The 21,651-nt window shown below is 69.0% G+C and carries 18 protein-coding genes; 9 read left to right on the forward strand and 9 right to left on the reverse strand.

Translation table 11 applies throughout. The annotated features are described in order from the left end of the window. Positions 1 to 122: 122 nt before the first annotated feature. The 3 genes from ACFTWP_RS26680 to ACFTWP_RS26690 all read left to right on the forward strand — a co-directional run bounded on the left by ACFTWP_RS26680 (position 123) and on the right by ACFTWP_RS26690 (position 4,116). A complete protein-coding gene (locus ACFTWP_RS26680; RefSeq protein WP_380267385.1) occupies positions 123 to 1,823 on the forward strand; it encodes a glycosyl hydrolase family 8 in 1,701 nt (566 codons plus the stop codon). Positions 1,824 to 1,983: 160 nt separating this feature from the next. After that, positions 1,984 to 2,238 (forward strand): hypothetical protein, encoded by a 255-nt coding sequence (locus ACFTWP_RS26685; RefSeq protein ID WP_380267387.1) that lies wholly within the window; start codon positions 1,984 to 1,986, stop codon positions 2,236 to 2,238. A gap of 84 nt (positions 2,239 to 2,322) precedes the next feature. Then, on the forward strand, positions 2,323 to 4,116 hold the full coding sequence (locus tag ACFTWP_RS26690) for an alginate lyase family protein (protein WP_380267389.1): 1,794 nt from the start codon (positions 2,323 to 2,325) through the stop codon (positions 4,114 to 4,116). Between the two features lie 98 nt (positions 4,117 to 4,214). Here ACFTWP_RS26690 and ACFTWP_RS26695 read toward each other — a convergent pair whose 3' ends face one another. The 4 genes from ACFTWP_RS26695 to ACFTWP_RS26710 form a co-directional block, all read right to left on the reverse strand. Continuing rightward, positions 4,215 to 4,514, reverse strand: coding sequence for a hypothetical protein (locus ACFTWP_RS26695; RefSeq protein WP_380267391.1), 300 nt, complete (start codon positions 4,512 to 4,514; stop codon positions 4,215 to 4,217). A gap of 181 nt (positions 4,515 to 4,695) precedes the next feature. Continuing rightward, the gene (locus tag ACFTWP_RS26700; protein ID WP_380267465.1) at positions 4,696 to 7,188 is read right to left on the reverse strand and encodes a hypothetical protein; all 2,493 of its coding nucleotides are present in this window, start codon (positions 7,186 to 7,188) and stop codon (positions 4,696 to 4,698) included. 82 nt (positions 7,189 to 7,270) lie between these two features. Continuing rightward, the gene (locus tag ACFTWP_RS26705; protein ID WP_380267393.1) at positions 7,271 to 7,681 is read right to left on the reverse strand and encodes a hypothetical protein; all 411 of its coding nucleotides are present in this window, start codon (positions 7,679 to 7,681) and stop codon (positions 7,271 to 7,273) included. A gap of 216 nt (positions 7,682 to 7,897) precedes the next feature. Then, the gene (locus ACFTWP_RS26710; RefSeq protein WP_380267395.1) at positions 7,898 to 8,059 is read right to left on the reverse strand and encodes a hypothetical protein; all 162 of its coding nucleotides are present in this window, start codon (positions 8,057 to 8,059) and stop codon (positions 7,898 to 7,900) included. A 131-nt stretch (positions 8,060 to 8,190) separates the two neighbouring features. On the opposite strand from ACFTWP_RS26710, the gene ACFTWP_RS26715 reads away from it, so the two are divergent. The 3 genes from ACFTWP_RS26715 (at position 8,191) to ACFTWP_RS26725 (ending at position 12,034) form a co-directional block, all read left to right on the forward strand. After that, entirely contained in the window at positions 8,191 to 9,564 is a 1,374-nt protein-coding gene (locus ACFTWP_RS26715) for a sugar porter family MFS transporter (protein ID WP_380267397.1), read from the forward strand. A 1,023-nt stretch (positions 9,565 to 10,587) separates the two neighbouring features. After that, positions 10,588 to 11,052: a transposase domain-containing protein gene (locus ACFTWP_RS26720; RefSeq protein WP_380267399.1), complete on the forward strand. Its 465-nt coding sequence runs from the start codon at positions 10,588 to 10,590 to the stop codon at positions 11,050 to 11,052. After that, positions 11,015 to 12,034, forward strand: a complete 1,020-nt coding sequence (locus ACFTWP_RS26725) for a hypothetical protein (RefSeq protein ID WP_380267400.1) — start codon at positions 11,015 to 11,017, stop codon at positions 12,032 to 12,034. Before ACFTWP_RS26720 ends, ACFTWP_RS26725 begins: the two co-directional genes overlap by 38 nt. A 240-nt stretch (positions 12,035 to 12,274) precedes the next feature. Here the strand turns inward: ACFTWP_RS26725 and ACFTWP_RS26730 are convergent, their stop codons facing one another. Then, positions 12,275 to 13,831, reverse strand: a complete 1,557-nt coding sequence (locus ACFTWP_RS26730) for a ricin-type beta-trefoil lectin domain protein (RefSeq protein ID WP_380267402.1) — start codon at positions 13,829 to 13,831, stop codon at positions 12,275 to 12,277. A gap of 553 nt (positions 13,832 to 14,384) precedes the next feature. Here ACFTWP_RS26730 and ACFTWP_RS26735 point away from each other — a divergent pair. Further along, entirely contained in the window at positions 14,385 to 16,793 is a 2,409-nt protein-coding gene (locus ACFTWP_RS26735; protein ID WP_380267404.1) for a ricin-type beta-trefoil lectin domain protein, read from the forward strand. Between the two features lie 321 nt (positions 16,794 to 17,114). Here the strand turns inward: ACFTWP_RS26735 and ACFTWP_RS26740 are convergent, their stop codons facing one another. Together ACFTWP_RS26740 and ACFTWP_RS26745 are read right to left on the reverse strand one after the other, a co-directional pair. Further along, positions 17,115 to 17,231, reverse strand: coding sequence for a hypothetical protein (locus ACFTWP_RS26740; protein WP_380267467.1), 117 nt, complete (start codon positions 17,229 to 17,231; stop codon positions 17,115 to 17,117). Continuing rightward, positions 17,195 to 17,677: an undecaprenyl diphosphate synthase family protein gene (locus ACFTWP_RS26745; RefSeq protein WP_380267405.1), complete on the reverse strand. Its 483-nt coding sequence runs from the start codon at positions 17,675 to 17,677 to the stop codon at positions 17,195 to 17,197. The genes ACFTWP_RS26740 and ACFTWP_RS26745 overlap by 37 nt, the downstream gene beginning before the upstream one ends. Before the next feature lie 94 nt (positions 17,678 to 17,771). Between ACFTWP_RS26745 and ACFTWP_RS26750 the strand changes: the two genes are divergently transcribed. Together ACFTWP_RS26750 and ACFTWP_RS26755 are read left to right on the forward strand one after the other, a co-directional pair. Next, positions 17,772 to 18,440, forward strand: a complete 669-nt coding sequence (locus ACFTWP_RS26750; protein WP_380267406.1) for a hypothetical protein — start codon at positions 17,772 to 17,774, stop codon at positions 18,438 to 18,440. Next, the gene (locus tag ACFTWP_RS26755) at positions 18,437 to 19,054 is read left to right on the forward strand and encodes a hypothetical protein (RefSeq protein ID WP_380267407.1); all 618 of its coding nucleotides are present in this window, start codon (positions 18,437 to 18,439) and stop codon (positions 19,052 to 19,054) included. The genes ACFTWP_RS26750 and ACFTWP_RS26755 overlap by 4 nt, the downstream gene beginning before the upstream one ends. A gap of 58 nt (positions 19,055 to 19,112) precedes the next feature. On the opposite strand, the gene ACFTWP_RS26760 is transcribed toward ACFTWP_RS26755, so the two are convergent. Together ACFTWP_RS26760 and ACFTWP_RS26765 are read right to left on the reverse strand one after the other, a co-directional pair. Continuing rightward, entirely contained in the window at positions 19,113 to 19,448 is a 336-nt protein-coding gene (locus tag ACFTWP_RS26760) for a DUF5994 family protein (protein WP_380267408.1), read from the reverse strand. A gap of 264 nt (positions 19,449 to 19,712) precedes the next feature. Further along, positions 19,713 to 20,957: a PP2C family protein-serine/threonine phosphatase gene (locus tag ACFTWP_RS26765; protein ID WP_380267410.1), complete on the reverse strand. Its 1,245-nt coding sequence runs from the start codon at positions 20,955 to 20,957 to the stop codon at positions 19,713 to 19,715. Positions 20,958 to 21,651 lie beyond the last annotated feature (694 nt).

Genomic DNA, 21,651 nt, shown 5'->3' on the forward strand with positions numbered 1-21,651 from the left:
GTGGCACCGGGGCGCCCGCACCGTCGGCGTTCCGATCGTGATCACCCCCACGCCAGCCTCCATGTCAGACACGCGCCGGTCGACCAGGACCGGCCGACCAGGACGATCAGGAGCCAACGACAGTGCCCCGTCACACAGCGAAGCGATGGACCGCCATGGGCGCGGCCCTCGCCACCGCGGCAGCCGTTGCCGGCCTCGCCGCCACCGGCGGCAGCGCGAACGCCGCCGCCACCCCCACCGCCCGGCCCTTCCCCCAGCACACCGCCTACAAGGTCGGCGTCATGCCGTCCGTCCCGCAGGCCGACCGCGACGCGGCCGTGGAAAGGCAGTACGACTCCTGGAAGGCGACCTACCTGCACGCCGGCTGCAGCAGCGGCGAGTCGTACATCTCCAGTAAGGGCGACAACGACGCGCCCAACGGCGGCCCGGTCTCCGAGGGCCAGGGCTACGGCATGAACATCGTGCCCCTGATGGCCGGCTACGACCCTGCCGCGCAGACCGAGTTCAACGCGCTGTGGAGCTTCGTCAAGTCCCACGAGGACCAGTACGGGCTGATGCAGTGGAAGATCGACGGCAAGACCTGCAAGTACGCCGACAGCGGCGTCCCGGACGGCGCCACCGACGGCGACCTGGACATCGGTTACGGCCTGATCCTCGCCGACAAGCAGTGGGGCGGCTACACCGCCGAAGCGAAGGACTGGCTCGCCAAGTTCTACGCCCACAACGTCGCTCCCGACGGACACCTCAAGTGCGAGGACGACGGCGCGAACGACGACACCAGGCCCTCGGACTTCATGATCGACCACCTGCGGGCCTTCGCCGCCTACGACACCGCGCACGACTGGAACAAGGTCGTCCACCGCACCGAGGCGGTGGTCAGCGAGTTCACCGGCTCCTATTCCCCCGGTGCCGGTCTGCTCTCCGACTTCGTCGTGAACGCCAACACCACCAGCCCCAAGCCCGCTCCCGCCAACTACCAGGAGGGCCAGCCCGACAACATCGTCGGCTACAACTCCATCCGGGTGCCCTGGCACCTGGGCACCGACGCCCTGCTCTACGGCGCCACGACCGCGGCCGTCTCCTACAACACGGCCAAGCTCGAGTCCGCCTGTCTGAAGGGCGAGTCCGGCGCCGACCCGCAGAAGGTCCACCCCCACACCAAGCTCAACTGCACCCCCTACTCCACCGGCGACGGCGCCGAGGAGGCGGGTGACTCGGTCGGCCCGGCCGCGATGGCCGCCGGCGACCAGGCCTGGACCGACACCATCTGGAAGTACCTGGCCACCAACCCGTTCGGCGACGGCTACTTCGGCGAGACCATCAAGACCCTGGTGTACGTCGTGATGGCCGGCGACTACTGGAACCCGACCGACTCCCCGTCCTCGCCCTCGCCCTCGCCCTCGGCGTCGCCGAGTACGTCCCCCACCGGCACCCCGTCGAGCACCCCGCCCTCCACTCCGGTGTCCTACGAGGCGGAGAAGGCCACACTGGCCGGCGGCGCCTATGTGAGCTCGTGCGCCCACTGCTCAAGCGGCGCCAAGATCAGCGGCCTGGGCCACGGCGGCACCGTCACCTTCACCGCCGTGTCCGCCGCCTCGTCCGGCGACACCAAGATGACCGTCTCCTACATGAGCGTCGGTCAGGACCGGACCGCCGTCGCGACGGTCAACGGCACCGCGCAGAGCGTCACCTTTCCGCAGACTCCCGACTACAACACGGTCGCGACGGTCACGGTGACGCTCCACTTGAACGCGGGCTCCGCCAACACCGTGGAGTTCTCCGCTGACGCTTCCGGTCCGAACCTGGACCGCATCAGCGTCTGACCAGACCCGGTCCCCGGTGCCGTGCGCCGGCCGCAGGCACCGGGGACCGCCCACCCACCGCCCCTCCCCGGAGACTCAGCATGGCTCCCCGCGCACTCCAACGACCCGCCACCCACGAACCGCGGCGACGCACCGGCGCTCTGCCGGCCACGCTCGCCCTGTGCGTGGCGAGCCTGGCATCACTGCAGGGCGTCAGCGCGCCGCGGGCCGAGGCGACCAGAACCCCGGCCCGCTCAGCTACAGCGTCAACGGCGCCCAATCGGTGACCGTGGCCGCCCCCGGCAGCGGCAGCCGGGGCACCCCGGCGACGCTGACCATCTCCGTCGTGCTCACCGCAGGTGTCAACACCCTGACCCTGACCGGGCCGGCTGCCGTGACCCCCGCGCCGGACATCGACCGGATCCAGCTGTCCTAGCGGTCCCGCTCCCGCCCACCTACGGCACCACCCAGTGGCCGAGGAGTTCCGGCGGCCCTGGCCCCACCCACCAGAAGGACCATGATGTCCCGCGACAACAGGCTCCACCGCTCCGGCGCCGCCCCCACCACGACCGAACACCGGCTGGCCGTCGGCACCGCGATGGCGGCCGCCATCGCGCTCGTCGCCTGCACGGTCGGCGTCGCCACGGCCGGCACCACCACCTCCGCCGGGATCCCCGGGGATCTCGCCTGCGGCGCCGTCACCACGACGAGCTCCAAAGGCGGTTCCGCCGCGGCCATCACCGACTGCACGGCCGGCACCACCTGGCAGAGCTCTGGCTCCAGCAGCGCCCACGTGAACATCAACCTCGGATCCACCCAGGCCCTGGACCACCTCACCATCGTCTGGGGCAGCGGGTACGCGACCAAGTTCGCGGTCCGCACCTCCCCGGACGGCAGCTCCTGGCACACCCAGACCACGGTGACCGGCGGCACCGGCGGGACCCAGACCGTCGCGCTCCCCGCCAGGGTCAGCGCGCGGCACGTCCAACTGCTGCTGGACGACTACGCCGGGAACAACGGGTACCTCATCGACGAGGTCGAGGTCTTCGGCCCCGGGCCCACCGGCACGCCCAGCCAGTCGGCCAGCCCCACCACGAGCCCCACCTCCACCGCGAGCTCCTCGCCCACGACGACGCCCAGCGCCGGCGTTCCGCGGACCTTGGTCCTGGACGGCGCGACCCTGGCGGCGACCCGCGCCCGTCTCCAGGCAGGAGACCCGAAGTTGACCGCCGACCTGAAGACCCTTCGGGCCAACGCCGACTCCGCGCTCACCGCGGGCCCCTGGTCCGTCACGGACAAGACCCAGACACCGCCCAGCGGCGACAAGCACGACTACCTCAGCCAGGCCCCGTACTGGTGGCCCACCAAACCGGCTACCTCGTCGAACCCCTACGGCTGCCCGTACGTCCGGAAGGACGGCCAGCGGAACCCGGCCGTCGACGACATCAGCGACCACGAGGAGCGGGCGCAGATGTTCAACGCCGTCTACTCGCTCACCCTGGCCTGGTACTACACGGGCGACCCCGCCTACGCCCAGCGGGCCGAGCTCGACCTGCGCACCTGGTTCACCAACCCCGCCACCGCGATGAACCCGAACCTCGACTACGCGCAGTTCATCCCGTGCAGCACCGCGGTCCGCGGTGAGGGCGGCATCGACTTCTCGCAGCAGTTCACCGACATCATCGACGCCACCGCGCTGCTCGACAGCGGTGCTCCCGGCTGGACCGGTGCCGACCACATCGCCATGACGAACTGGTACAGCGCCTTCCTGAGCTGGAACCGCACCAGTGCCAACGGGCAGGCCGAGTTCAACGCCACCAACAACCACGGCTCCTTCGCCGCCATGGAGGAAGCCGCACTGGCCCTGGCCACCGGGCAGACCGACCTGGCCCGGAGCATCACCACCGGGGTCGAGACCAGGCTGCTGCCCGGCCAGCTGAACCCCGACGGCAGCCAGCCCCTGGAACTGGCCAGGACCCGCGGCTTCCACTACTCGGCGTTCAACCTGCTGGCGCTCACCAGGCTGTCGATGATCGGCCGGCACCTCGGCGTGGACCTGTGGCACTACTCCACGCCTGCCGGCGGCAGCGTCTTCAAGTCCGTCGACTACCTGATTCCCGCCGCCACCGGAGCCGCTTCCTGGAACCACCCAGAGCTGAACTTCCAGCCCTACGCGGCCACCGACGTCATCCACGCCGCGGCCGCCGCGGGCGACCCGAAGGCGGTGACCGCCCAGCCCAAGCTCCCGGCACCGCCCGGCGGCGACCTGTGGGCCCTGCGCCCCGCCCCCGAGCAGCTGGACCCGATCAGCTGACACACCACCGGTCCCACGACCGGACCGAACGGCAGAACGGCACGGAAGCGCTGGCAAGGCGCTTCCGTGCCGTTCTGCCGTTCAGGCGGCGGTCCCGCTCAGACGTGGCCCGCCCAGGGCAGCGGCTCGGCCAGTCCGGTCCCGATGGCTCCGACGGCCGCGCCCAGGGCCAGCCCGGCGGCAGCGACTGCGGCTGTGTGCAGTCCCGCCCGGTCGAGGAGGCCGGCGGCCGCCAGGGCGACCGTCCCCCCGACCGGAAGGTCCGCGGCGCGCAGCCGGGTCCCCGGCAGTCGCTGCGCCCACACGGGCGAGGAGGGGGCCCGGTGAGCCCGGCGGGTGACCAGCACGCCGGCGCCCAGGCCGACCGCGGCGGCGGTCCAGAAGGGTGACATCGTCATGTCCGCACGCTACCGGCGGCTCGCTGCCGGCGCCCTTCGGGCTCGCCCGCTCGGTTGGTCCAACGGTGCTGGACCGGCACCGCAAAGCCGGGTGCCCCCCGCAGCGCTGCTGCGGGGGGCACCCGGCACGTTACTGATGTTCAGCCGACCCTGGGGTCGCCGTGCTGACGGCTCGTGAGGTTCAGCCGACCGTCACGTCGTCGTAGGTCGTGCTGGTGGGGTCGGCCCCGCCCGAGTCGCCGTCGTCGTGGCTGATCAGGGTGAGGGTGTAGGCGTGGCCGGCCGTCACGCGGGCGGTGACCTGGTGCCAGTTGGTGTCGGTCGGGCAGGTGTGCGCCAGGACGGTCGTGGTGGTCCCGGTGCTCTGGTCCTTCAGGGTGGCGGTGGACCAGCCGTAGCCGACGTCACCGTCCTGGCAGTCGCTGCGGTACCAGAAGGACAGGCTGCTGCTGCCGGCGGGCGCGGTGAAGGTCTGCGCTGCGGAGGAGTCCCCGTTGGTCCCGTGCTTGTACGACCCCATGAGCGCGGCGTGGTTGCCACTGTGGAGCGCGCCCGAGATCACCGAGGCGGTGCCGGTGGTCGTCCAACTGGTAAAGTCTCCTGTCTCGAATCCGCCGTTGACCACGCCGCCGGTCTGTCCTTGGGGAGTGACGGTCAGGGTGAAGGTGGTGCTGTGGCTCGCCCGGGCACCGGTTCCGGTCAGGGTCACCGGGTAGCTTCCGGCGGGCGTCGAGGCGCTCGTGGTGATCGACAGCGTCGAGGAGCCGCCGGCGGTGACGGAGGCCGGGCTGAAGGCCGGGCTTGCCCCGGTGGGCAGCCCGGTGGCCGACAGGGCCACCGCCTGGGCCGCACCCGAGGTGACGGCGGTGGTCACCGAGGTGGTGGCCGCGCTGCCTGCGACCACGGAGGCCGCGGTCGGAGCGGCGGTCAGGGAGAAGTCGTCGGCGGGCGCAGTGCCGGCGACGCTGCCCTGCAGCACCGTGATCGAGTAGGGCAGGAAGGTGTAGGAGGTGGCGTTGCCCGCCGAGGCGACGGTGGTCAGGGCCGGCCCGTTGTCCGGGGAGGCGGAGCCGTTGTTGCCGCTCTGGCTCCACCCGTACTGCGTGGGGCCCCACGAGTAGGAGCGGACCTGGCCGCTGAAGCCGTTGCCGCCGCTGATGCTGACGGGGAACTTGTAGGTCGCGGTCTTGCTCTTGTTGATGACCATCAGCGCCCAGGTGCCGTCCGGGCGGTGCACGGCGTAGGCGGTGACCAGCTGCTGGCCGGTCGAGGCGAGGGTCGACGGGACGGTGGCGGTGTAGAGCTGCTGGGCGGCGTCGACCGGCTGCAGCCAGGTGTTGCCGAGGATCGAGCTGGCGAAGTAGTTCGAGGTGTTGCCGGTCCACTGGCCGTTGGAGTCGGCGGTGAAGAGGTTGGAGGCGATGCCGCCGTAGAGGTGCTGCGGCAGGGCCTGGTAGTTGTAGTCGCCGGCCAGGCCGCCGGTGAACATCGAGCCGAGGAAGTCGGCCTGCCACAATCCGTCCTGGACGCCGTCGCCGTAGGAGGACTGCTCGGTGACGACCAGCGGGATGTTCGCCGGGATGGTGGCCTTCAGCTGCGCCAGGACGGAGGCGGAGCGGCTGGGCTCGTTCAGCAGCAGGTTGTAGGCGTCGGTGGAATTGCTGACGTCGAAGACCGGGTACTGCTCGAAGGAGTAGTACTTCAGGTCGCCGAGGTGCCCGTCGGCCCGCAGCGCCGCGATGAACCTGGTGCCCCAGTCGGTGGCCGTCTTGTCGGTGTCGTTCCAGAAGGCGGCCGTGGAGTCCTGCAGCGCCGGTCCGCCCAGGACGAGGTTCGGGTCGAAGGAGTGGATCGCGGTGGCCCACTGGGACCAGAGCGCGGCGTAGTCCTCGGGGGTGATGTACTGCCCGTCGGGTTCCTCGCCGATCTCCACCGAGGCGATCTTCCGGCCCTTCGACTCCAGGTACTTGAGCAGGTCGACGGCGTTCTGCGGCGTGCTGTAGAGCAGCGGGACGGGGACCATCACCGGCAGGTTCTGGGCCGCACCGCTGTCGAAGACCGTGTCGATGCCGGGCTGGTCGAACTGGCGCACCGAGGAGGCGTCCTCGGCCGGGTCGTTGGAGGAGGTGTAGGTGACGGACTGGACGGTCTCGTTGCCGTGCTTGACCGCGTCGGTGAAGCTGCCGCCGCTGGTGTTGCCGACGGACAGCTCCTTGATCGCGAAACCGACGCAGTTGCGCGGGTCGCTGCTGTCGCCGTTGGCGCAGCTGCCCGAAGAGGTCTGCATCAGCACCCGGACGAACTCGGCCTTGGTGGAGGCGATCGAGACGGTCGCGCTGCCCCCGGCGCCGTTGCTGACGGATCCGCCCGAGGGGGTCTTCCAGACGCCCTTGTCCGGGTCGTCGAAGGGACTGGTCGCCCCGGAGTCCGGGACCCAGACCTGCACCTGGTAGGAGACGGCGTAGGGGTCGGCCCAGGAGATCTTGACGGTGTTGACGGTGGCCGAGCTGCCCAGGTCCACCACGGCCCAGGTGGGGTGGTTGCTGTTCGGCACGCCGGTGTACGTACGGTCGAGGTAGGGATTGCTCTTCCAGAACGACGAGGAGTCGCCGTCGTCCAGCCGGGAGATGTAGGCGGCCTCGCCGCCGGGGCGCGAGGTGCCGCCGTGCGCGATGTCGTAGCCGTAGGACTCGGTGACGGGCGCGGAGGTGGTCGTGCCGCTGCTGTCCCAGTAGCCCTTGGTGCCCGCGCTGAAGCTACCGGAGTTGCACCCAGTGCCAGGTCTCCTCGCGCAGCTCGGTGACCAGGCGGTAGGAGAGCGGCCGCAGCCCGCTGGTGGCCAGGTGGGCCATGTTGGTGGCGCTCATCGCCTGCGCCGTGGTGAACAGGTCGGAGTCGAAACCGGGCCTGGGGCGGGTGCCCGGCGAGCCGCCAGACGGGTCGGTGTCGCCGTTGGCCAGGTTGTGCGTCATGCCCTGCACCGCGTCGAAGGAGTCGATCGTGGTGCCGAGCCCCTGGTAGGGGTTGAAGCTGGCGGAGGAGGTGGAGCTGACGGTGATGGCCGGGCTGGAAGTGGCGGCTGACACGGTGTTCAGTCCGCCGATTCCGGCTGCCAGCAGCGCGCCGACGGCGAGGGAGGCCGTGGTTCTGCGCCGGAGTGGGGGCATGGGGGTGTCCCTTTCAAGAGGCCGGCATCCCGTGGCGCTCGGTTGGGCGCCGGCTGGTCGGGGTCGGAGTCTCGCAGGGCGCTGAATCTAGTAAAGAGCCATTACTCTGTCAACGGACCCCGCAGTGGCCCGGACGAAGGGGGGTGATGGGAGCGCCGGGGTGGGCGCCCCTGTCTCGCCGGGTGGGAGCCCGGCCGGTCCTGACGAAGCGTGAGTTCATCCTGGGGAGTTCTGATCGGCCGAAGCAATCGCCCCAATAGCAAAGGTAAGGCAAAATTGTTCGCTATTCTGACCAAGATTCAGCTCCATGAACAGACATACCGTCATATGCCACGCTTGATCGGGTGATTCCTTCGCCTGCATCGGATCGCTGCTCAAGCCGCGGAGTCTTGACGCCCGCCCCGGGCGGCGCTTCAATCCGTGAGCACTCTCCCTCGCCCTACGGCGTCCGGTCGGTCCCTGCGAAGCGCGCAACGACCACCCACCGCTCACAGACGAGGTAATCACCCATGACTCAGGCCACCGCGGCCCCGCCGTCGACGCTGCGCAGGATCAATCCGGTCACCCTGTACTTCTTCGGTGCCCTGGGCGGCATCCTCTTCGGCTACGACCTCGGCGTCATCGCCGGCATCCTGGTCGTCATCACCAAGGTCTGGCACCTGTCGGGCTTCGACAAGGGCGTGGTCACGGCGAGCCTGTCGGTCGGCGCGATGATCGGGGCCGGGCTCGCCGCCCAGCTGATCGGCCGGATCGGCCGGCGGCGGACCATCATGGTCGCGGGCGGCGTGGTGATCGCGGGCACGCTCGCCTGCGCGCTGTCGCCCGGCTTCGATGCGATGATCGCCTTCCGTACCCTGCTGGGCCTGGGCGTCGGCCTCTCCTCGGCGACCGTGCCGGCCTACCTGTCCGAACTGGCTCCGGCCCGCATCCGCGGCGCGATGGGTTCGCTGAACCAGATCTTCATCGTCAGCGGCATCCTGATCGCCTTCCTGGTGGACTACTGGCTGCAGCCGTACGGCCAGTGGCGCTGGATGTTCGCCGGGGCCCTGGTGCCGGCGGTGGCGTTGGTCATCGGCCTCAGGTACCTTCCGGAGACCCCGCGCTGGCTGATCAACCTGGGCCGCGAGGACGAGGCCCGCGCGGTGCTGGCCGCCACCCACCACGCCGGTGAGATCGAGGCGGAGATGGCCTCGATCCGCGAGGTCACCCGCCTGGACACCGAGCGCACCCACCGGGTGCGCGACCTGCTCGCCGAACGGGTGCGACCGATGCTCTTCGTCGCGCTGCTGCTGGCCGTCGGCCAGCAGTTCAGCGGTGTCAACGCGATCAACGCCTACTTCCCCACGATGCTCGTCTCCCTGGGCTTCACCGCCAACACCGCGCTGCTCTCAGCGATCGTGCTGGGCGTCACCAAACTCGCCTTCACCGCCTGGGTGGTGTTCGTCGTGGACCGCTGGGGCCGCAAGCCGCTGCTGCTGATCGGCAACGTCGTCATGGTGCTGACCCTGGGGCTCACCGGGTGGGTGGTCCTCAACGTGCACGACAAGGACACCCTCGGCGCGCTGACGGTCGTCCTGCTGGTGCTCTACCTCGCGGCCTACGAGCTGGGCTGGGGCGCGGTGGTGTGGGTCATGATGGCGGAGGTCTTCCCGCTCAAGGCGCGCGGCGCGGGGATGGGCGCGGCCGCGGTCGTGCTGTGGGCGTCGACGGGCCTGGTCACCGCGGTGTTCCCGATCATGTCGGACCACAACCACCTCGGCATCGGCAAGTCGATGTACGTCTTCGCGGCGATCAACGCCGTGCTGTTCGTGCTGACCCGCCGGCTGGTGCCCGAGACCAAGAGGCGCAGCCTGGAGCAGATCGAGCTCGACCTGCGCGGCTGACCTGCGGGGCTACGCAAGAGCGCTGGCCGGCCTGGGGACAGGCCGGTCAGCCGCTCCGGCACTGCGTCAGCGCAGGGCGTCCGGCAGCAGTTCGACCCGGGCGGTCCCGGTACACCACGGGGACCGTCCGGCGGTGGATCGCGGCCGCGCCCACCGAGGTGTGCGCGGGGCTCGGGCTGGTAGGGCCGGACGAGGAAGCAGATCGCGGGCCCCGGTCGGCCTCGTAGGTGTACCACTCGACAGGCTCGGCGCCGAAGCGTCGGCCCACGTGATCGGCCAGGAGCGCGTCCGGCTTCAGGAGGCCGTCGACGCCCTGCTCGGCCCGGGCGGGAAAGGGAGCAGGGGCGGCGGGGCAACGCTCGCCGACCTGACGACGATCCTTCCCGGACGCCCCGGGGGCCTGCGGGACCAGTGTTGCCGAGCACGAGAAGGTCGTATTCGGTGGGGCATCTCGGAATGTTTGCTGGGAATGTCACTGGGCCTCGTACGCACCATCACCCGCGACCGCTGGGGCTGGCACCCCCTACCCGTCGGCAAAGCCATCTGGGCCCAGTGCCCGCTCACCACTCAACCCGCCGGTCCGAACCGAACGGAGGTCTGATGGCCGCGCCGCCCACCCACCCGCCGCTGCATCACCCACACCAACACATCCGCCACGAGCAGGCCCCTTCCCGTGTCCCTCCATGGAGCGCACGAGGCGGCCCCGGCTCGGCAGAGCGATTCTGGCGAAGCAGCCATGCGGCAGACGATCACCCAATGCCGCGAAGTTAAGGACTGGGAGCCGGTGTCCAGGGGATCATGAAAGACGGCGGGGCCTCTGCTATCCAGGGGATCGACCAAGATCTTCCTGGGAGAGCAGAGGCCCTTGTCCCTGTCTGCCACGGGCGAATCCTTCGATGTGTTCGCGCCCGGCCACATAGGCGAGTTGACGCAGGTCGTGCCACCAGAGCTGGTCGACGCGATCCTGGACGAGACCGGCGCCCCCGGGAACAGCGGTTACGTGATCTTCCCTCCCGGGTGGGGGTGTACTTCATCCTTGCGCCGGGGCTGTTCAAGTACGTGGGCGCTCGTCTGGTGTGGGGCAAGCTGATCGCGGGGCTTGCAGTGCGGGTTCCTGGTCCATCCGAGAAGGCGCTTCGTGATCTGCGCCGCCGTATCGGTGCGACGCCCCTGAAGCAGCTGTTCGAGGTGTTGGCCGGCCCGCTGGCCCAGCCGTCCACCCCGGGGGTTTGCTATCGGCGGTGGCGGACCGTGGCCTTCGACGGCTGCAGCAACCTCGCGTGGCTGAGACGGTTCACGAACTGGTTCGGGGAGGTCGCCTATCCGAAGCTGATGCTCATGACCTTGTGCGAGACCGGGAGACGCGGTCTACTCGGGGCCTGTTTCGGCCCGGTCGACCAGGGCGAGATCGCGTACGCACGGCGGCTGGTGGGATCGCCTCACCGCCGACATGCTGGTCCTGGGCGACCGCGCCTTCGGCAGCAATGACCTGCTGACCGCCATCACCGAGCAGGGCGCCCAGTTCCTGGTTCGCTGCACCTCCAGTCGGCGCTTTCCCGTGCTCGCGCTGCTGCAGGACGGCTCGTACCTCACCCGTGTCGCCGATCTGACCCTGCGGGTCGTGGAGGCCGAGGTGCGGGCACACACCGCCGACGGAAGCCGGATCACCGGCACCTACCGCTTGCTCACCACCCTCGTCGACCACCGAACCGACCCGGCTGGCCGCGTCGTGCACCTGGTCACGAACGCTGGGAGCTGGGATTCGTCCTTCCTCGCTCTACGTCACACCCTTCTCAAGGGGCGGGTGTTGAGGTCGAAGGCCCCAGTCGGTCTCGTGCAGGAGATGGGGGGAATCCTGGCGCTCTACCAAGCCCTGCGCTCGGCTATGGTCACAGCCGTGGAGACCGTTCCGGGCTGCGACCCGGACCGGGCCGCCTTCACCGTGGCCCTGGAGGCGGCCCGCGACACGGTCGTCCAGATCAGCCGCTCATCCTCAACTCAACTATCTGACAGGCAAGTTGATCTGGTCGGAAACATCGGTGCCGCAGTCCTGAGCGCTCTGATGCCCCCGCGTCGCCCGCGGGTGTCAGCACGCGTCGTGAAATGTGGAATCTCTCGCTACCACACGTGGAACCGTGACGGCCGTCCACTGGCGAGCATCCCCGTCACGGCGCTCGACATTGCCATCCATCCACCCGCGCTACCCACTGCCCAGACCACCGTAAGCCCGAAGGCCCAGGGATGCGCCGGCCGCTGGACAAGGATCTGCACGATCATGATGGCTGACACCGACCGGCCCTGGACGGCCCCGGACCTTGCGCAACAGCTCGGCATCAACGGCCCAAAACCCGTCAACAGTCTGAGCATCGCCCTGGGGCGCTGGGCACGCCAAGGCCTCCTGGAACGGACTGCCCGAGCCACATACAGACTCACGCGCCCCGACACCTGGACGCCGGCTCCCAGTCCTTAACTTCGTGGCATTGGACGATCACCTGCTACCGATCACGATCCCCACCAGCGTGAGCACCCCACTCCCACCCCACACCAGCCCCCGTGACCTGCAGCTTTGAGGATGAAACCTCTGAATGAAGTGACGCGCGACCAGGCTCGCCGGTCACGCGTCGCTGTTTCACCGTGGCCACATACGCATGCTTGCGGGCAAGGGTCGCCGCGAAGACGCGGCGACCCCTTCTTCGTCAGCGGGGTTGCGTCAGGCCGGGAGCGACCAGAACTGGTTGGTCTGGTGGTTACCGCAGGTCCAGACCTGGAGCCTGGTGGTGTCGGTCGTGAAGCCGCCGTACACGTCCAGGCACAGGCCGGAGGCGTTGTTGGTGAAGGTGCCGTCGGTCCGGTGGGTCCACTTCTGGGCGGTGGCACCGGTGCAGCCGCTCAGGATGGCCGCGCTGCCCGCAGCGGTGCCACCGGCGGTCAGGCACTTGCCCAGGGTACGGACGGTGCCGTCGGTGTTGAGGATCCAGCGCTGGTTGCTCTGGCCGGTGCAGGTGTACAGGATGATCGGGTTTCCGTCGGCGCTGCCGCTGCCCGAGTCGTCCATGCACTTGGCGGCGGCGCCGACGACCTGCCCGGTCGGGACCGCCGCGGCGCAGCCGCTACCGGGAGTCAGGCGCCAGACGGCGGTGGCGTGCGAGGGAATGCTGGCGCTCAGCGAGCCGGAGACCGTGGAGCTGGTCCCGGACCACAGGTCCTTGGCGGCCACGGTGCAGCCGGACAAACCGATGTTCGCCAGCGGGACGGACACCGAACTCGTGGACGCAGAGCGGTTGAGGACCGCCACCGCGCGGTCCCCGTTGGCCAGCGGCCTGGTGAGGATGTCAGTCGTGCCGTTGCTGGAGACCACCGAACCCTGGTGTCCTGCGCTGTCCTGGTCCAGGGCGATAATGTCGGCGTTGCTGAACGCGGCCTTCCTGGCGGCCGGAAGGGACGTGAGGTCGGAGGCCAGGATGAGCGGGGCGGCCATCATCGACCACAGGCTGATCTGGCTGCGGGCCTCGTCGTCCGTCAGGCTGGTCTCGCCGCCGATCAGGAAGTCCGGGTCGTTCCAGCTGCCGGGGCCGGCGAAGGTGCCGATCCACCGGTTTTCGGCGTAGTTGTTGAGCACGCTCGACCAGTGCGAAGCGGTGGGTTTGCTCGAGTCGTACATGGCGATGTCGTTCCCCACACGCCAAAGCTGGCCGTTCTGCGGGGCGTGGGCCAGAGAGGCGTAGTAGTCCGGACTGGCGCCCCACTCACCCTCGTGGAAGTAGGCGACGATCGACTCAGAGAAGGTGATCGCCCGGCCGGAGTTGCGCAGCGCGGCGGCCTGGGCGTCGTAGGCGTCCTGGAAGGCCTGCGCCATGGTCTTGCCGGAGGGGATGTAGACGTTGCAGCCGTCGAGCTTGAGGTAGTCCACCCCCCAGGAGGCGAAGAGATTGGCGTCGGCGGCGAAGTGGTCGGCGCCGCCGCCCTGGGGCTGGCCACTGCCTGGGAGGCCGCTACAGGTCGCCGAGCCGGCGTCTTCGTAGATGCCGAATTTCAGGCCATTGTTGTGCAGGTAGGTGCCCAGCCAGGCCATGCCGTGCGGGAACCTGCTGGAGTTGGCCACCAGGTTGCCGTTCGCATCCCGGGAACCGCTCATCCAGCAATCGTCCAGGGTGACGGTGTCGTAGCCCTTAGCGGCCAGGCCCGTGTTGATCAGCGCGTCGGCGTTGGCGGTGACAATGGCCTCGGTCAGGCTGCACCCGTAATGGGCCCAGTCGTTCCATCCCATCGGCGGGGTAACAGCCAGCGGAGTGATGGACGTCGCGGTGGTCGACGCGTGAGCGGGCACGACGGCCAGCGGCATCGCCGTCAGTGTGGCGGCCGCCAACACGCCGGCCAGTGTGCGGCCGAGTGGTTTGGGGCGGAGTCGTAACACGGGATCCTCCTCAGGGTTTTCAACAGGACTACATCGCTGCGTTACCTCCCCCGCCGTGCGCCTATGCTCATCATGCTGAGCGAAGGTGTCAATAGATGGCAACTTTCGAGCAAGAAAAATCATGACTATCGCCAGCCGCGCAGACTCTTCGAGGCGCTCACCGGGCCGCTTGAATCGCCCCGGGTCGCCGGAGAGGGCCATGTCTGACGGAAGATGCTGCAAATCAACCTCAGCCAAGCATGATCAGTCAGAACTCTCGCCTCGGACTGCACGTTCGATCATCACGTGCCTCTTGACGGACCGTCAGGGCACTCCTACGGTGACGGACTGTGTCCGGTGGTGATTGATTGCCATCGATTTTGTCCGCCATGCCGGACGGCCCCGTTGACCCACGCAAGGAGCCCACATGACACGAATGCCTCCAAGACGTGTGGCCGCCCTGGCGGTCCTCGCATTACTCGTCGGAGCCCTGACGGGCTTCGCGCCTCGGCCCGCCCACGCGTCGGCGCTGGCGTCGACGCCGATCACGGTCAGCGGCACCCAGCCGGGACGGGCGTTCGACGGCATCGGCGCGGTAAGCGGCGGCGGCGGGAACTCGCGGCTGCTGATCGACTATCCGGAGCCGCAGCGCTCCCAGATCCTGGACTACCTGTTCAAGCCCGGCTACGGTGCCGCGCTGCAGGTCCTGAAGGTCGAGGTCGGCGGGGACACCAACTCCACCGACGGGGCCGAGGCCAGCCATGAGCACACCGCCGGGGTGGTGGACTGCAACCAGGGTTACGAGTGGTGGTTGATGGCGCAGGCCAAGGCCCGCAACCCGAACATCAAGATCTACGGTCTGTCGTGGGGTGCGCCGGGCTGGATCGGCGGCGGGAACTTCTGGTCCCAGGACATGATCAACTACCTGATGTCCTGGATCGGGTGCGCCTCCGGGCACGGCCTGACCGTCGACTACCTGGGCGGCTGGAACGAGCGCGGCTACGACAAGGGCTGGTACGAGAACCTGCACTCGACGATCGCCGCCAAGGGCTACCCGACCAAGGTCGTCGGCGATGACTCCTCCTACTGGGCCATCACCGACGACATGGTGTCCGACCCCACCTTCGCGGCGTCCATCGACGTCGTCGGCCAGCACTACCCGTGCGGCTACCTCGGGAGTTACGCCTCGTGCCCCAGCTCGGCCAACGCGCTGAGCACCGGCAAGCCGCTGTGGGCCAGCGAGAACGGATCCCAGGACTACAACACCGGCGCGACCGCGGTGGCCCGCGCGATCAACCGGGACTACATCGACGGCAAGATGACCTCGTACATGAACTGGCCGGTGGTGGCAGCGTTGTACCCGAACCTGCCCTTCTCCACGGACGGCATGTCGTTGGCGAACCAGCCGTGGTCGGGGGCGTACAGCATCGGCAGGACGACCTGGGTCACGGCGCAGACCACGCAGTTCGCCCAGCCCGGCTGGCAATACATCGACTCCGCGAGCGGCTACCTGGGCGGCCAGCAGGCCAACGGCAGCTACGTGACGCTTAAGTCGACGAACAACTCCGACTACAGCAGCATCATCGAGACCGTGGACGCCAAGTCGGCCCAGACCGTCAACTTCTCTGTCACCGGCGGGCTGTCCACCGGCCAGGTCCACGTCTGGGCCACCAACCTGAACTCCGCGAACCCCGCCGACCACTTCGTCCACACCCAGGATGTCACCCCCTCGGGCGGCAGTTACTCGCTGACCCTGCAGCCGGGCTACGTCTACAGCGTCACCACCACGACAGGACAGGGCAAGGGCACCGCGACGTCGCCAGCCGCCGCACCGCTGGCCCTGCCGTACTCGGACACCTTCGAGACGGCCGCGGGGAGCACCTCGCCGAAGTACTTCGCCGACATGAACGGCGCGTTCGCCACGGTGGCGTGCGGCGGCGGGCGGGCCGGCACGTGTCTGCGGCAGATGGCCCCGACGACGCCGATCCGGTGGACAAGCGAGGCCTATGACGCGCCGTACACGTTCATGGGCGACGCCAACTGGAGCAACTACACCGTCAGCACCGACACGATGCTGGAGCAGTCCGGCAGCGTCGAACTCCTGGGCCGCGTCAACCAGCAGAACGGCAACAACAACGGGCTGAACGCCTACCACCTGCGGGTCGGCAGCAATGGCACCTGGTCCATCCTCAAGAGCAACGCCAACTGGACCTTCACCACCCTGACCAGCGGCACGAGGACGGCTCTCGGCACCAACACCTGGCACACCATCGCGTTGACGATGCAGGACACCACCCTGACCGCGAAGATCGACGGAGCCGCCGTCGGCACCGCCAACGACGGCACCTACACCACCGGACGGGCCGGCCTCGGCGTCGTCGGCTACCAGACCGACCGGTTCGACAACTTCGCCCTGACTCCCGGCACCGGCGGGCCCCCGCCTCCCCCGCCGGGCAGCGGACCGATCACCTCCGGCATCACCGGCAAGTGCGCCGACGACAACGGCAACAGCAACGCCAACGGCACCAAGGTACAGATCTGGGACTGCAACGGCGGCGCGAGCCAGAAGTGGACCGTCACCGGCAGCGCGATCCAGATCAACGGCAAGTGCCTGGATGTCACGGCACAAGGCACCGCCAACGGATCGCCCGTGGAGATCTGGGACTGCCACGGCGGAACCAACCAGCAATGGGTCGCCCAGCCCGACGGCAGCCTCAGGAGCACCCAGTCAGGTCGCTGCCTCGACGACCCCGCAGCCAGCACCACCAACGGCACCCAGCTCATCATCTGGGACTGCCACGGCGGAACCAACCAGCGCTGGACCCTGCCGTCATAGTTCCGGCCGGAGTCGAACGCCTGTCACGTCCCACCCGAATGGTGAGAGCGCACAGCTGACACGGACGCGGTGGTGCGTGGGGTCCCGCCCGGTCCAGGGCATCGCCACGCACCAACGTCCAGTCTGGAAGCCCACCACAGCTTCCTGGTTCGACGACTTCGACGTCGCCGCGGCCAGCTTGCAGGAGTTCCTCGAACAGATCGGCCGACAGATCGCGAACCGGCCCTGACCATCGGCCGAGACGCACTTCCAGGCGGCTGTCAGAGGGCCCTCGACGCGGGCTCGGTGCACGATGTGGAGGGCCTGCTCCACACTTAGTAGCTAGCGTTGCCTGATCGGGTTTCCGAGTAGCTCGGTCAGTTCCGGCTCGACGGCCGCGAGCAGGGTCGGCCCCCAGATCGTCAGCGTCTGTTCCCAGGGGTGGTCGAAGGTGCCCAGGCGAAGGTCGTCGGTGAGGTGGAGGTAGTAGTCGCCTCCTTGAGGGCGGCGGCGTGTTCGGCGGGCAGCAGGTCGAGCGAGCCGATCACGCTGACCTGCCAGGGCCGCCTGGGCGCCGCGAGGTCGGCGACCGTGTCCTCGATGATGCGCAGCAGCGGCACGAGCTCGTTCTCGGGGCGGCCCATGTTGTCGTCGGACAGCATGAACAGGCTGACGTGTCCGACGTCGGCCTTCTCGCACCAGGTCAGGAACTCCTGGACCTTGGCGCCGCCGCGGCGGTACCCCTCGCTGACGTCGTCGTGGCCGGCGGCGCGGGCCCAGCGCCGGTTGCCGTCGAGCATGATCCCGACGTGCCGTGGTCGGGGCAGCCGGTCGAGCCCGCGCATCACCCGCCGCTCGTAGACCGGCAGCACCAGATTGCGCACCCACTGGGGAAGTAGAGTCATCGCCCCTCCAAGGACAAACCCGGATCAACTGGACGATGACAGTACCAGTAGTTTTGTCAACTTCCTTACTGCTCATGACACTTCAAGGAGCGCAGTGAAAACGTCCGAAGACCTGCGTAGCGCCCTGGACACCGTCGACTGGGACGATCCGCATCGCGGTCCGCAAGCCTCCCGCCAAGCCCTGCGAGCCCTGGCCGCGAACCGCGCACTGCTGACCGAACTCGTCGAAGCGGTGCCCCGCAAACCGGAGCTGATGAGGCGCTGCGAGCAGTACCCGGTGATGTCCCGCCTGGTCCTGGCCGAGCACCCGCACGGGACCTGGGGCCTGAGGATGCACATCTTCCACGGCGTGGAGCGGGACCTGATCCCGCACACCCACAAGCGGCCCTTCGCCTCCCACATCCTCGCGGGCGGCTACCTGCACGCCTGGCACCGGCGGACCGACCACCAGTCGGCCGGCCCGTTCACCGCGGCCGACCTGACGCCCGCGATCGTCTCCCTGGAGGCGCCGGGCAGCGACTACACGCTCCAAGACCCGCTCGTCCACCAGACGATCATGGACGCCGGGACGGTGACCCTGTTCCTCTCCGGCCCGGACCGGCAACCCACCTGGTGGGCCGCCACCGACATGGGCGGCGAGGTCCAGCTGTTGAAGCAGGACGACAAAAGCAACAGGTCCTTCGCCATGACCCCCGACGGCCACACCGCCATCGCCACCATGCTCTCCGCCCACGGCATCATCAACGGAAGGACCGCCCTGTGACCGCCGCTCCGATCGCCGTGCCGCTGCCGGTGCCCGTGCACATGCTGATGGAGCGCAGCGGACAGCCCCAGGACGTCCCCGACACCGGCGCCGCGCTCGCCGCCGGCTGGCTGCCCGCCGTGGCCGGCGCCGTGCTGAGCCTGCTCGCCAACACCGACCCGGCGAACGCCGCCCTCTCCCACACCGCCCCCGGCCGCACCGACCTCTACCTCGGCCGCAACGGAGAGGACACCCTCCACCTGCGCATCCACGCCGCCGGCGACCCGCACCCGTACATCGCCGACGACAAGAGCGCCGCGCTGACCCTCTCCGGCGCCGTACTGCTGGAGGGATACACCGACGACGCGCACATCCAGGCCGGCCATCCGCAGTACGTACGCGAGTTCCGGCCCGAGTCCGCGTACTTCTGCTACCCGGACACCCCGATCACCGTCACCCTCACCCACGACGCATGCCAGCTGATCGTCACCCGCGACCCCGCCGCCCCACTCGGACCACCGCTGACCGCAGACGGATACCTGAACCAGGTCAAGGCCGCCTCGCAACTGCTCACCCGTGCCTTCAGTCCGACAATGCAGCCCCACCCACTGCCCACCGTTACCGGGCCGGCCTGAGTCCGCTGGACCCCGCGTCCGGCAGAGTCGCCCACCCAGCGCCGCCCGGCACGGCAAGCTAGGCGCACCACATACCGACGGCAAGGCACACCATCACCTCGTCCGCGTCCTGCTCCTGTTCGAACCATCCGACGTGGATGACGTGGCCTGCGACCGGGACCCGCTGGGGGATGACCGGCCAGTGCGCCGGATTCACGGTGATCCGGGTGATCCGCCCCCACTTGGGGTCCAGCGCTGCCGCCAGCGGGGGAACTTCACGAAGGAGGTCGTGCGAGCGGGGCCACCAGGCCCCGTCCAGCCGGCCGGGGGTGGCGCCCTCGGGTGTCAGCGAGAGTCGGACCGGCGGTTCCGGCCCCGATGGCCGGCCAGTGGCGGGATCGAAGGTTGCGGTCATGTCGAACACCTACCCAGGGCTCTTTCTGAACCACCAAGTGCTGCAGCCGGGGCACCTTCCGAGCAATCCGCACGCCGCCGACGGTGAGCACTTTCACCGTACTCCGGCCAGGGCCAGGGTCCGCCCGGGATCAGGGGGCGGCCGGTGACGGCTTCCCGACCGGGTGGCACTACGCCGGCGTCCCGCTCCCAGGGTTGCCGCGGGCGTCCAATTCGAAGGTGCGCTTCCCCGCGCAGGGTCTGCACCCTGTTCTACGGCTCCGGTCTACAGATCTGGGGTGGCGAGGTGGTCGGCGGTACCGCCGCGCCACTCGACCAGGAAGAGGCTCGCATCATCGGTTGTGGTTCCGCCCCGCTCTCGCATCAGGCTGTGGGAGAGGCTCCGCACCATCTCCTGCACGCCTCCACCGGCGGGTCCGATGCGCTCGATGGCGGCGATCAGGCGTTCCTCGCCGAACTGTTCCCCGCCGGACTGGTGTTCCTCGACGACGCCGTCGGTGTAGAAGAGCAGCCGGTCGCCGCGCTGGAGTTGCCGCACGCTGACCTGCGGTGTGTCACCGCCGAAGCCGACCGGCAGGGTTCCGGGGCTGTCCAGGGCCTGGATGACCCGGTGGTCGCGGATCAGTAGCGGTGCCGGGTGGCCGGCGTTGACCCACTGCAGGTGGCCCGTGCCGATGTCCAGGCGCATCATCTGCGCGGTGACGAAGTGGTCGGGGCCGAACTGTTCGTCGATGGCGGTGTCCATGAACGCATAGAGCTCGGCGAGCCCGACATCGGCGCGCCTGGCATGGCGGTAAGCGCCCACGGCGACGGTCGCCAGGACGGCGGCGTTCAAGCCGTGACCCATGGCGTCGATCATGGCCAGATGCAGGATGTCGTCGTTGAGGGCGTAGTCCAGGCTGTCGCCGGCGACGTTGTAGGCGGGCTCCAGGATTCCGGCGACCGCGACCTGCGGAGTGTTCATCGACAGTGGGGGCAGCAGTGACCACTGGATCTCCGCGGCCACGCTCATCGGCTCGCGACGCCGGGCCTGGAAGAACTGGTCCGTGTAGCCGTTCTTGGTGACCAGCATGTCGGCGACCAGCCCTGCGAGACGCCGTAGCAACCGGCGGTCGTCGTCATCGACGCTGTCCAGGGTGACGGCCAGCACCCCGACCTCGTCACTGCCGTCCAACAGCGGCAGGAACATCCGTATCCCGTCGGCCTGCGCGTGCTCGGCCGGGGTCGTACGGAGGAAGACCTCGCCGGCCCGGGAATCGTCGATGGGCACCGGGTCTCCACCAGTGAGTCCCCTGCCCGGGAGGGGCACCAGCATGAGTTGGCCGTAGTCCTGAAGGAGGATCGAGACGTCGCGGCCACCGATCGTGCGCACCTCCTCCGCCACGAGCGGGGCGATGAGCTGTGGCGGCATCTCGTGAGCCCGGTCCAGCAGCTGGCCCAGTAGCCGCTCACCGAATCCCTCCGACCGGTTCACCGCAGCCCTGTGGTTCTCCCGTGCGAATTCCGCCATGGGCACCTCGGTTCCCCGCAGCGGCCCTCTCATTCGGCCGGCTTTCCTGCCTTGTTCCACGCAGCCGCGAGCGCCTCGCCGGCGTCCTCTCCGTCTCAGCATCGCACCGCCTCTCACCCCGCGACACCCGAGCCGGATGGATCTTGTAGGCATCGACTGCGGCCCCGGCTTGCCTTCGCAGCCGCGAACCGCCCGCGAACGGGGGAGGTGGTCCGGCGGCCCTCACGGCCGACCGGCGGCAACGCGGAGCGACGGGCCCACTCCAGGAGCCGGTTCGCCTGGACGTCGTGGGGCTGTCGGCCGCACGGCCGGTGCCTGTCCCGGGTGGCCCGATCGGACCGGCTGCTGCGGTGGTGAACTGACGCGACGGTATTCGGGCACTTGGATTGCCCGAATTCGCGCTTTACCGGAGTAACCTGGAAGGTGCCGGAGAACTTACCGGGAGGACGATCGCGAGGAGGTACACATGCAGATTAGTGGAGCAGGAGCCCTGATTCTGCGACTCGTGATCGCGAAATCCCAATCCGGCCTTTCGGCCGAAAGATAACGGGACCACTGAGGTGTCGGGGGCGCAGGTGCAAATCCTGTTGTTCAGATCAGCTTTTATGCAGGGCGCGGGCCGTTTCCGCAGAGATGCGGAGGCGGCCCTTTGTCGTCCGTCGATTGGTAGTAGCAGTGGGATCCCTCGCGCAGG

The organism is Kitasatospora sp. NPDC057015 (assembly GCF_042673745.1).
Classification (GTDB): Bacteria; Actinomycetota; Actinomycetes; order Streptomycetales; family Streptomycetaceae; genus Kitasatospora.